The 12,285-nt window shown below is 30.2% G+C and carries 9 protein-coding genes; 2 read left to right on the top strand and 7 right to left on the bottom strand.

Annotated features, from left to right (window positions below; all coding sequences use genetic code 11):
- Positions 1 to 14 precede the first annotated feature (14 nt).
- Together AC2TEO_RS15870 and AC2TEO_RS15865 are read right to left on the bottom strand one after the other, a co-directional pair.
- Positions 15 to 725 (bottom strand): DUF4197 domain-containing protein, encoded by a 711-nt coding sequence (locus AC2TEO_RS15870; protein ID WP_442265756.1) that lies wholly within the window; start codon positions 723 to 725, stop codon positions 15 to 17.
- Between the two features lie 51 nt (positions 726 to 776).
- Positions 777 to 947 carry a C1orf53 family protein gene (locus AC2TEO_RS15865; RefSeq protein ID WP_442265755.1) on the bottom strand — a complete coding sequence of 57 codons (171 nt, stop codon included), beginning with the start codon at positions 945 to 947 and terminating at the stop codon, positions 777 to 779.
- A 140-nt stretch (positions 948 to 1,087) separates the two neighbouring features.
- On the opposite strand from AC2TEO_RS15865, the gene AC2TEO_RS15860 reads away from it, so the two are divergent.
- Positions 1,088 to 2,524, top strand: coding sequence for a hypothetical protein (locus AC2TEO_RS15860; protein WP_442265754.1), 1,437 nt, complete (start codon positions 1,088 to 1,090; stop codon positions 2,522 to 2,524).
- A 41-nt stretch (positions 2,525 to 2,565) separates the two neighbouring features.
- On the opposite strand, the gene AC2TEO_RS15855 is transcribed toward AC2TEO_RS15860, so the two are convergent.
- The 5 genes from AC2TEO_RS15855 to hutH form a co-directional block, all read right to left on the bottom strand.
- Positions 2,566 to 6,219, bottom strand: coding sequence for an ABC transporter permease/M1 family aminopeptidase (locus tag AC2TEO_RS15855; protein WP_442265753.1), 3,654 nt, complete (start codon positions 6,217 to 6,219; stop codon positions 2,566 to 2,568).
- A 16-nt stretch (positions 6,220 to 6,235) separates the two neighbouring features.
- The gene (locus AC2TEO_RS15850) at positions 6,236 to 7,129 is read right to left on the bottom strand and encodes an ABC transporter ATP-binding protein (RefSeq protein WP_442265752.1); all 894 of its coding nucleotides are present in this window, start codon (positions 7,127 to 7,129) and stop codon (positions 6,236 to 6,238) included.
- A gap of 106 nt (positions 7,130 to 7,235) precedes the next feature.
- Positions 7,236 to 7,784: a DUF4136 domain-containing protein gene (locus AC2TEO_RS15845; RefSeq protein WP_442265751.1), complete on the bottom strand. Its 549-nt coding sequence runs from the start codon at positions 7,782 to 7,784 to the stop codon at positions 7,236 to 7,238.
- Positions 7,785 to 7,796: 12 nt separating this feature from the next.
- Positions 7,797 to 9,791, bottom strand: a complete 1,995-nt coding sequence (gene hutU, locus AC2TEO_RS15840; protein WP_442265750.1) for a urocanate hydratase — start codon at positions 9,789 to 9,791, stop codon at positions 7,797 to 7,799.
- Between the two features lie 12 nt (positions 9,792 to 9,803).
- Positions 9,804 to 11,294 carry a histidine ammonia-lyase gene (gene hutH, locus AC2TEO_RS15835; protein WP_442265749.1) on the bottom strand — a complete coding sequence of 497 codons (1,491 nt, stop codon included), beginning with the start codon at positions 11,292 to 11,294 and terminating at the stop codon, positions 9,804 to 9,806.
- 77 nt (positions 11,295 to 11,371) lie between these two features.
- On the opposite strand from hutH, the gene AC2TEO_RS15830 reads away from it, so the two are divergent.
- A complete protein-coding gene (locus AC2TEO_RS15830) occupies positions 11,372 to 12,262 on the top strand; it encodes a LysR family transcriptional regulator (protein WP_442265748.1) in 891 nt (296 codons plus the stop codon).
- Positions 12,263 to 12,285: the final 23 nt, after the last annotated feature.

Raw genomic sequence — 12,285 nt, 5'->3', positions numbered from 1 at the left:
ACAAACATTTAAACTTATTTATTATCTTGTAAAGCAAACACTTTCCTTAATAAATCTGTGTTACGCAAACCTATTTTATTTCTAATTCCTTTCTCTTCTACTGCAATCATAGTATACACTCCATCTAATGCTTCTGTAGTAACATAGTCTGTTAAATCTGGATTTACCCTTTTTACAAAAGGAATAGCATTGTATTTAGATATTAAATTTGCCCAAATTTTATCTGCTCCAACTCTTCCAAAAGACTTTTTAATAACAGGATTAAATTTAGAATATAATGCTGTTTGGGTTCTTCCTTCTAAATAACTTGTTGCAGCTCTATCATTTCCTAATAATATGTTTTTAGCGTCATTAAACGTAATATCTTTAACCGCAGTAACAAAAATTGGTGTAGCTGTTTTTACCGCATCTTCTGCTGCTCTATTTAAAGCTTTTATTCCTTCATCCGCTAACTTACCTAAACCAATCTTTCTTAAACCATCATCTACTGCTTTTAATTCTTTTGGTAAAATAATTTTAACTAATTCATTTCTATAAAAACCATCTTTAGCTGTAAGTTTTGTTACTTGATGTTGAATACCATTATCTAAAGCCTGTCTTAGTCCTTCTCCTATTTGAGCCTGTGTTAAACCTCCTGTTTGAGGTAGTTGACTTGCTATTTTCTGTAATTCATCACACCCTACAAATTGTAACGCTATACATATTATTAAAAGTCTTTTTATCATATTTTAAAAATTTATTTACTTCCTAATTAAGATACATCATTTTATATAAGGTCACTCTTTTTTAAAACTATCTGTTTTTTTATCATAACCATATGGACAATGTTTACATCCGTTTTTACAACAATATCCTCTTCTTAAATGATACTCTTCTTTAAAAACTCTATATCCTTGTTCGTTTATATAATATTCGTCTGGGTTAGCTTTTAAAATTTTATTTCTCATAAATGCAAAAATAACACTTAGAAAGATTTTTAAACAATTAAGAAACTTTTTAACATCTTTCATAAAGTTAGCCTTATACTTTATAATGATTATCACCAACTTAGCCAAAAATTAACACTCATTATTAAAATTTCAAACCAATGAAAAAAAGATTTATTTTGGCTATGACATGCCTCAGCTTATTATGCAACAGTTGTAATTCAGACAACAACACAGAACTACTAAATGACTCACAATTTTCAACTAAAATTTCACAAAAGACATCGAATGAACAACTTTCTATTACTCAAAAAATAGGTACTATTTTCGACAAAATGCTTTTGGACCCTAGTGTTAAAAAAGCTTTATTTTCTTTAACCCAAGAAAAAATCCCTACATATAATGGTGCTACTTTAAAAGGATCAACTTTTAAAAATCATTCTCTTTTATATTCGGATTTTGTCACTGAAGACCATGTTATGTTACTGTATAACAGCCAATTTAAAAAAACTCACCAAGAAGAACCAAATGAAGATGTTTTAAATAATAATTTCATTATACATTCTAATTGGGTTTTTGAAGATAATATTATTATGCTTTCCAACAATGATATAATTGAAAATCATATTATGATGAACATAAAGACAGTAAATGATCGAATTAGAATTGAAGGAGAGCGTTCAATAACTTTTGAAGAACTTTTTAATGAAACTTCTAAATTTTTATACGAGGATCAAACCATTGAATTTAATTATGTAATGGAAAAATATCCTAATTTGTTTTTTAGCGCTAATAAATCTTATTTAAGTAGCTACAACAGTAATATGAATTTTCCTTTAACCAATGTTAGTATTCATAGTACACCAATTTGTAATGGTAGCAGTACTAATCCTAATAGTGTACGTTTAACTCTTATTAAAGATGGAGAAAATGTATTGAATAATTATTATTACAGAACTAATATTAGTTCTGCTCAGTTGCAAACCTTAAGTGGAGTTGTAAAAGCTACATATAACGCAGGAGGAACTGGAAATTTAACTTTAGATTCTTCAAATAGATTTTTTACTTACACAGACAACAACCCTATAAACACTACAGATAGATATATTCTTGTTATAAATTACAATAATATTATAGGAGGAACCAATTACTTTAGTATCTCTACAACCAACACCCCTCATTTAGAACTTTTTATGCATTATGAAACCAAAGAAAATTTAGATTATAGTGTTTACAGACATCAACAATATTTGCACTCGTTGAATAACAATACTCATCTTGTAACTAGAGTTTTTCATGGCAACAATGAACCTATTACTCTAAACCCTTGGCTATCTAAAGGAATTTCTTCATATAGTTTAACACTTACTGAAGTTTCTACAGGAATAACAGAAACTTTAACAGGTTTAAATTTGAGTGGTTTTGACTTTGCCGTAGATTTAAAAAGTCGTTTTAATATGTATATAGGAACAAATTTATCTCCTCAATACATAAGAAATGAATACACTTTACAAATGGTAGCTAACGACTGTAATAACACTACTATAAGCAAAACTATAACATTTTATGTAGATTCAAGAGCAAGATTACATCCGTAATAAAACTAAAAAAAACCTCCTTTTTAAAGGAGGTTTTAAATTTATAATTTTCTTCTATTATCACCAGATTGAGTATCTATTAACTTATTGTATGGATCTACTCCAACTTCAATCGGTTTTTTATCTACAATAATAGAAACCGTATTGTTTATTTGAGTAATCTTATGTTTCTTTAAGTACAATTCAACTTTTTTCTTTTTTCCGTCAACTTCTTCCTCTGTGAAAACACCTACATCAATATAATCTGCTAAAGGAACAGAAAGTACTGGTTTTTTCATTTTTTCGGATTTGTAAGAAATAGTATCACCTATTTTTTCTCCATAATAACGTTTACCTAAATCATCATTTCTATACTTACTCACATTAAATGTAATATCTACTTGATATTTCCCATTTTCTAGTTCTTTTGAAGAAGCTTTCACTATTTTATTTCTATATAATGTAATTGTTTCAAACATGTCTTTAATTACATATTTTAAGCTATCTGGTGTTTTCTCTCTTATATAATCAACCATTTCTATTGAGGTTGTATATGGAGCTTCTTGAAACTTCACCTTTTCCACATAAGATTTTAAAGCTTTATTTAAATTCTCTTCTCCAATATAGTCACTTAATGCATAAAAGACTAAAGATCCCTTTTGGTAACGAATATAACCTTGTCCGTCATTATACATTAAAGGTTTTTCCCTTTTTCGTTCGAAGGTTCTTTGCGTTAAATAACCATCTAAAGCTTTCTTTAAAAATTTACGCATTTCTGTTTTACCTGCTTTATGCTCTAATACTTTTAATGACACATACTCTGATAAACTTTCTGAAAGCATTGTAGCTCCTAAAACATCTGCTCCAATTACTTGATGTGCCCACCATTGATGTGCTAATTCATGAACTGTAACAGCAAAAGGATAATCTACTCCTTGATCTTCTTTGTCTACAGCTGCAATAAATCCAATAGATTCTGAATAAGGGATTGTATTTGGAAATGATTGTGCAAAACTTCCTGCTGTTTTAGGAAATTCTATAATTCGAACTTGTTTGTGTTGATACGGACTAAAGTTTTTTGAATTATAATCTAAAGAAGCCTTAATACCTTCCATCATTCGATCTAAATTAAACTCATGTCCTTTATGATAATAAATTTCAAGGTTTACATCCTTCCATTTATCTTTTTTAACTTCGTATCGTGCTGAGTTAAATGCATAGAAATTTAAAATTTTACTATCCATTTTGTAATTAAAATACCTTCGACCATCTTTCTTCCATTCTTTCTGTAAATATCCTGGAGCTATTGCTATTTGATCTTCACTTGTAGATACAGTAGCTTCAAAATCTATCCAATCACTATCTTTTGAAATATAAGTATCTCCTAAGGCTGTACTATCAGAAGGATGAGGTTTCAAATCATTTTTAGGCAAACCATACTTTTTCCTAACCTGATCATCTTTCAATTCACTTCCGTCAGAATAACCAAATGAAGGAAAAATACCACTATTCATAAAAGTTCCGTTTTCTCGTACAGGAGAGTTTTTTCTCCAAAATGTGTTTGGTTTATTTTTTACAGTGAAATTTAATTCTAAACTATCTCCAGGTTGCAAAGGACTCTTTAGCTTATAAATATCAAAGTTCTGAATAGTGTCCTCTAATATTAAATCTGCTTCTTTATTAAATTTAAAAGTACTTGGATAATTATTATGATTTAAAAAGAGACTATCAATTACTTCCTCCGTTTTATTTATCATTTTATAAGTACCAGAAGAATTAAAATCGTAAGTACTTGGATATAAATCCATATTTACATTAACTGCTACAATTCTTGGCTGTGCTTTACCTTGATACTTCTTATAATTTTTTTCCCATTTTACTCGAAGTTCTTCATTTTCTTTACTAGAAAATCGTTTGTTTTTTATATTATTTTCATAATAAATTCTTCCCCCTAAACTTGCAAAAGCAATCAAAGCAACTGTTAATATTAATCCTTTCTTGAAATTAAAACGTTGCATAAAAATAGACAGACGTTCTTTTATAGAATGTGGAATTCCACGTACCCAAAACAAACTAGTTAATATCAATAAAACTAAACAAAATAAACTCCAATAAATTTTGTAAGTAAAATATCCTCCCAATGAAGATCCGTAACCATTCATATCTGAATAATTAAATCCAGCTCCTTGATTGAATTTAAATATCGATTGCTCTACACCTATACTTCCTAAAAGAGGTATACCAATACTTAAAACTAATAAAACTACCAATCCAACATATGGATTTCTTAACATTGTTTGCACAAACAATGCTAAAACTGCCCAAATTGCGAAATGCCAAAATTTCAAAACATATAGTTCATAAAAATAGTGCCCAAACTCATAATTATAATATCCTTTATAAGTTTGATATATTACACCAGATAACATTACTAATGTTAAAATTACTAATTGAACTTTTAATAAAGCAGTTAATTTAGATAACCATAAAACCCAGTTTGGAGTTGGTGTAACATCTACCAAATGGTTTGCATTAACCATTCTTCCTCTATGTACAAGTAAACCTGCATATAAGAAAGTAATTATAATCATAGAAAGATTAAAACCATTCATACTAACTCGTAACATTTTCCATGTTACAGGTAAAGTTTTAGTTCCAAACACCAATCCTGTTTGTGATAAACCTAAAATAGCTATAATAACACCAACTAAAGCTATTGCAATAAAAGGCAATGATTTCACTACATATTTAAAATCTATCGTAGAAAGTTTCCAAACATTTTTTAAACTATGCTTGAAAGAAAAATCGTGAGTAACTTTTGGTAAATTTATTCTCGTAATTCCTCCAAAATTCTTTTTAATTGCACGTATCTCTTTTTCCTTTTTAAACCAATTAAATGTAACCGGACTTTGACTAAAAGAAAACTTTTTAAATACAAATCCGAAAATTAAAGCTGAAACACCTAACCAGATAAGTCTATTATAAATAATTACACTTCCAATTGGTAATTGAGCCTCATTCTGTTCTGCGATAGTCCAATAACGTGTGTAATAATCTAATGCGCCAAACCCATAAGGATCTATCAAACCAGTTAATAATCTATTATCCTGTTCTGAAACCATAGATACCATTAATCCTTGAATAAGCATTACTGCTAACACACTAATAAAACCAGCAGCAATATTTCTACTAAAAGTTACTATTGCAAAAACAATAGCTCCGAATAATATTAAATTAGGAATAACATAAACAAAATAGGAATGTAAATAAGCTATAAAACTAAAACTGCCAACTATTTCAGGATTTGTTCCAGGCAATCGAAATCCAATAATTAATCCAAAACCAATAGCAAAAACAACCAGGGTTACAATGGTTAAACCACTTAAAAACTTTGCAAATAGATAATTAGTTTTAGTAAAAGGATAGGAATATAAAATAGAGTGCATCTCACTCTTATAATCTCTAAAAATAGTAACACCAATTATAGAAGGCAATAAAAAGAAGATTAACTGACTCATTCCATTAAACAAATCATTAACTCCTTTAGGTGAATTTACTATTTTATGACTTCCTGTACTTACTGTTATACTATCGAAAATTCCAGCACTAGCTGCTGAAAAAAATATAGATATTAAAAAAAGTATTGCTAAATATATATAAAAGGCAGGTTTCTTAAACCAATACCTTACTTCGTGTTTAAATATTGTAGAAAACATAATTTAATAGTATTAGTTAAGCTAAAGTAACTTGAGGTTCATCTGCCTTTAATGCGATAAAATACACATCATCTAATTGAGCCGCTACAGCTTCAAAATCGTTTGAAGGTTTTTCTTCTGCATAAACACGAATATTTAAAGTATTATCTTGATTAAAAGTAGATGACAATACATTAAACTCTTTTTCACTCTGTTCTAAATCATCACGATCTATTTTTTTGGTCCAAATAAAACCTTCAATCTCACTAGTAGCTTTTTCTGGAGTTAAATGTTTTAAAATTTTTCCACCATTTAAGATGGCCATATCATTACACAACTCTTTAACATCCTCAACAATATGTGTAGAAAAAATTACAGTACTATTTGTTCCTACTTCTCTTAACACATTTAAAAAACGACGTCTTTCTGCTGGATCTAAACCTGCAGTTGGTTCATCAACAATAATTAATTTAGGGTTATTTAATAATAATTGAGCAATACCAAACCGTTGTTTCATTCCTCCTGAATATCCTGCTACATATTTTTTTCTAACCTCATATAAATTTGTAATCTCTAAAACTTCTCTTACTAACTTTTCGCGATCCGATTTCGATGCAATCCCCTTCAAACTAGCAAAATAATCTAACAGTTCTTCTGCAGACATTTTTGGGTAAACACCAAATGATTGCGGTAAATATCCTAATACTTTTCGAAGTGAAATTTTATCTTCTAAAATATTAACTCCATCAAAAGTAATTGAACCGCTATCTGGACTTTGTAATGTGGCAATAGTTCTCATTAAAGAAGATTTTCCTGCTCCGTTTGGCCCTAATAATCCAAACATTCCTTTTCCTATTTCTAAATTTAGGTTATCAATAGCTTTTACACCGTTTTTGTAAGTTTTAGTTAAATTTTTTATGGTTAGTTTCATTGTGATAAATTTTATAATAAGTAGATTAAAAAGAAGTTTTGTTACAAAAAAAACGTCAAATTAAGAAAATTCTTAATTTGACGCTTAACCCTTCTGTATTATTTTATCAATTATTTTTTTTACTTCCTGGAGGATACTTAGCAAGAATATCTTTTACAAATTTTTTAATTCGTTCTTCTCTCTTTTCTGCATTTCTTAGTGCTAATGCTCCAGAACCTATTCCTTGCCAAATTAACTCTTTCTCCTTAGCATCTATAACATCAATAAATAAAGTTCCTTCAGTATATTGGTTTACATTTAATCGACCAGCTCCTCCCCACATCCATGGGTTCCAACCCCAACCATAACCAAATCCATAATTAAAATTATCATTAATATTAACTCGTTCACGAGATTTCGTAAATAAACTTATCAAAACATCTGGGTTAGATGACTTTTGCATTCCTTTAGCTAATAGCTCTGCTTCTATAGCTCGCATTATTCTTTTCTTATCAAGATCTGAAACCTCAGCTTTATCTATACCTGGTTTGTAAAAAGCAAAAGTTTTCTTATCATCGAAATTTGCTTTTGTATCATAATCTGAAACAACTCGTATAGAATTGCATGAAGTAAAAATTAAAAAAAGTAGCGGTAAAAAGAGTTTAGTTAACTTCATAATAGTAAACGTTTAAATATTATCAAATAATGCATCATCAACAATATTAGGCAATGTTACTTTTAAATTTTCTTCTACTTTCATAGCGCGTTCAATTGCAAAGATAGCTTCTTTATTTCTTGCCCAACTACGTCTAGCTATTCCGTTATTTACATCCCAAAAAAGCATTGACTTCAAACGTTTTGATGCTCCTTTACTTCCATCAAGAAGCATGCCAAATCCACCATTAATAACTTCTCCCCAGCCGACTCCTCCACCATTGTGAATTGAAACCCAAGTTGCTCCTCTAAAACTATCTCCAATTACATTATGAATTGCCATATCTGCCGTAAACCTTGATCCATCATATATATTAGAAGTTTCTCGATATGGAGAATCTGTTCCGGATACATCATGATGATCTCTTCCTAAAACAACTGGTCCTATTTTCCCTTTCTTAATTGCCTTATTAAAAGCTTTAGCTATTTTAATTCTTCCTTCAGCATCTGCGTATAGAATTCTTGCTTGAGAACCTACTACTAATTTATTTTCTTGTGCTCCTTTAATCCACTGAATATTATCCGCCATTTGTTGTTGAATTTCTACAGGAGAATCTTCCATAATTTCTTGTAACACTTTACAAGCGATTTCATCTGTTTTCTTTAAATCTTCCGGTTTTCCTGAAGTACAAACCCAACGGAAAGGTCCAAAACCATAATCAAAACACATCGGTCCCATAATATCTTGTACATAACTCGGGTATTTAAACTCTCTTCCAATTGTTGGATTAGGATTCATTACATCTGCTCCCGCTCTACTCGATTCTAATAAAAATGCATTTCCATAATCAAAGAAATACGTTCCTTTGGCTGTATGTTTATTTACAGCTGCTGCATGTCTTCTTAAAGATTCTTGTACTTTCTCTTTGAATTCTTCAGGCTGATTTGCCATCATTTGGTTTGCTTCTTCGAAAGATAATCCAGCTGGATAATATCCTCCAGCCCAAGGATTATGCAATGATGTTTGATCTGAACCTAAATCTATATGAATATTAGCTTCATCAAACTTTTCCCAAACCTCAACAACATTTCCTAAGTAAGCAACAGAAACCACTTCTTCATTTTCTTTCGCTCTTTGAATCCTCACAACAAGCTCATCTAAATCTGAAATTACTTCATCTACCCAACCTTGAGAGTGACGAGTATGTACAGCTTTTTCGTTTACTTCTGCGCAAACCGTGATACAACCTGCAATGTTACCTGCTTTAGGCTGTGCACCACTCATTCCCCCTAAACCTGCAGTTACAAATAAATTTCCTTTAGGTGTCTTTCCTAATTTTCTAAATCCATTAAGTACTGTAATTGTTGTTCCATGTACAATACCTTGTGGACCAATATACATGTAACTTCCAGCAGTCATTTGTCCGTATTGAGTAACTCCTAAAGCATTAAACTTCTCCCAATCATCTGGTTTTGAATAATTCGGTATCATCATTCCATTAGTAACCACAACTCTTGGTGCATTTTTATTCGATGGAAATAATCCCATTGGATGACCAGAGTACATTACTAATGTTTGCTCATCATTCATTTCAGATAAATACTGCATCGTTAACAAATACTGGGCCCAGTTTTGAAAAACGCCACCGTTTCCACCGTAAGTAATTAATTCGTGAGGATGTTGTGCGACAGCATAATCCAAATTATTCTGAATCATCAGCATAATAGATTTCGCTTGAGTAGATTTTCCTGGATATTCCTCGATAGGACGAGCATACATTTTATAATCAGGACGAAAACGATACATGTATATTCGACCATACTTTTCTAATTCTTCCTTAAATTCAGGAAGTAACTCTGTATGATGTTCTTTTTTAAAATAACGTAACGCATTTTGTAAAGCTAATTTTTGCTCTTCTTCAGATAAAATTTCTTTACGTTTTGGTGCGTGATTTATAGTTAAATCGTATTCTTTTTTTGAAGGTAAAACTGAAGGAATACCTTGTTTTATTTGCTCTTTAAATGTCATCTTCCTATTTTTTTAATTCACTATAAATTGTTGCGTTTTAACCATATATACCAATGCATTAATATCATCTTTCAATACACGATCTTCTTCTAATTTGGCTACTTTCTCTCTAATTAACTTAAAGTTTTCTTCAACTATTTCCGAAAATGTATTCGGCCTTCTAAACTCCATAGCTTGTGCGGCATACATTAATTCAATAGCTAAAATTTTATCTATGTTTCCTAAAATCTGGTTGAATTTTCTTCCTGAAATACTGCCCATAGACACATGGTCTTCTTGACCTAAAGAAGTTGGAACACTATCTGCCGACGGAGGAAAACACAATGACTTATTTTCGGTGACTAAAGCAGCTGTTGTATATTGCGGAATCATAAATCCAGAATTTAAACCTCCCGCTTCTGTTAATAATCTTGGTAATCCATATTTTCCTTCCAATAATAAATAACTACGACGGTCAGAAATATTTCCTAATTCAGAAGCTGCAATTGATGCATAATCTAAGGCCATAGCTAATGGTTGTCCGTGGAAGTTTCCTCCAGAAATAGCTTCTGTTTCACTTAAAACAATTGGATTATCAGTTACTGAATTCATTTCTATCTCTGCTAATTCTTTTAAGTGCTGATATGCATTTCTAGAAGCTCCGTGTACTTGAGGGATACAACGTATAGAATATGGGTCTTGAACTCTATCACATTCTAAATGATTTTCTACATTTTGTGAATTTTTTAAAAACATTCGCATTCGATTTGCTACTTTTAAATTCCCTTTAAAAGGTCGAATACTATGCAACGCTTCTTTAAAAGGTGAAGCACTTCCCTGAAAACCTTCTAAACTCATTGCTCCTGCTAAATCTGCCAAATCTAACACATATTCCATTTTCTTTAAACCTAAAATAGCGTGTGCTAAAATAAATTGGGTTCCATTTATTAGTCCTAAACCTTCTTTGGCTTGTAATTGTAATGGAGTTAAATTATGAGCTTTTAAAACTTCTTTTGACGATTTAATCTCATTATTAATCCAGAACTCTCCTTCTCCTAATAAAGGTAAAAACAAATGAGAAAGCGGCGCTAAATCTCCTGAAGCACCAACAGAGCCTTGCTTTGGCACAACAGGTAGTAAATCATTTTCAATAAAGTAAATAATTCTTTCAATCAATTCTAATCGTACACCAGAAAACCCTTGACATAAAGCATGAACTTTACAAATCATCATGATTTTAGACAAAAAACTTTCTATTGGTTCTCCCACTCCAACAGCATGAGTAATTAGTAAATTTTCTTGTAACTTACTTGTTTCTTCGGGTGTGATTTGCACATCGCATAGAGGTCCAAAACCTGTGTTAATTCCATAAACAGCAACATCTGAATTTGCCATTTTTTCTACCTTAGTTCTACATGATTGCACTTTAGCCTTGGCCTCATTATTAATCTCTGCTTTCAATTCACCCTTGGCAATTGAAATAACTGCATCTACTGTTAAATTATCTATACCGTATTTAAACATTATAATCATTTTCTATTTACAAAGTTATTTTTACTTTTGATAACAAACAACATCATTTAAATCAACAATTAATAACTATGAGTTATCAAATAGAAATTCGACATATTAAATATTTTTTAGCTGTTGCTGAAGATCTGCACTTTAGAAAAGCTGCTGAACGACTATTTATTTCTCAACCTGGTTTAAGCAGACAAATCAAACAAATGGAGGATGATTTAGGAATTCAATTATTTATTAGAAATAACAGAAAAGTTATTTTAACTTCTGCTGGAAACTATTTAAAAAGAGAATTCACTCAACATTTAACAAGTATTAGTAATAGCATAAAATATGCAAAACTGTTGCAAGATGGTAAATTAGGTGAATTAAAATTTGGTTATGTAGGTTCTGCTATGCAACGAATTATTCCAGATATTTTAATTCAATTTAAAGAAGTTCTTTTAGATGTTAAATTTGGTTTTAAAGAAATGGATAACCAAAAGCAAATTGAACACCTACTTTCTCAAGAAATTGACATTGGATTTGTGCGCTTAGATCGTGTGCCTAGAGATATTGCTATTAAACCTATTTTAAAAGAACCTTTTTGTCTTGTATTACCAAAAGAACATATTATAAATAATTTGAACTATAAAAATTTATCACAGCTAAAAGATGAATCTTTCATTCTGTTTGATCCATCTTACAGTCCATCTTATTATGAAAAAGTTTTACAAATATTTGATGAAAGTGGTTTTGCTCCTATCGTATCACACAATACAATTCATGCAGCTTCCATTTATAAGTTAGTTGAAAATGGATTTGGATTATCTATAGTTCCAAAATCATTGCAACAAGGTTATGATTCTAATGTAAAATTTATTGAATTAACAGAAATATCACAACGTACAACCTTATCTATTGTTTGGAATAAAAAAAATAGAAATCCGATACTTCAATCCTTACTACAAGAAATACAAAAGCATGTTTAAAATGAATTTAAACACGCTTCTTT

The sequence above is a fragment of the Tenacibaculum aquaeponti genome (assembly GCF_057221555.1).
The sequence above is the reverse complement of the archived record's forward strand: the minus strand, read 5'-3'. Positions and strand labels throughout refer to the sequence as shown.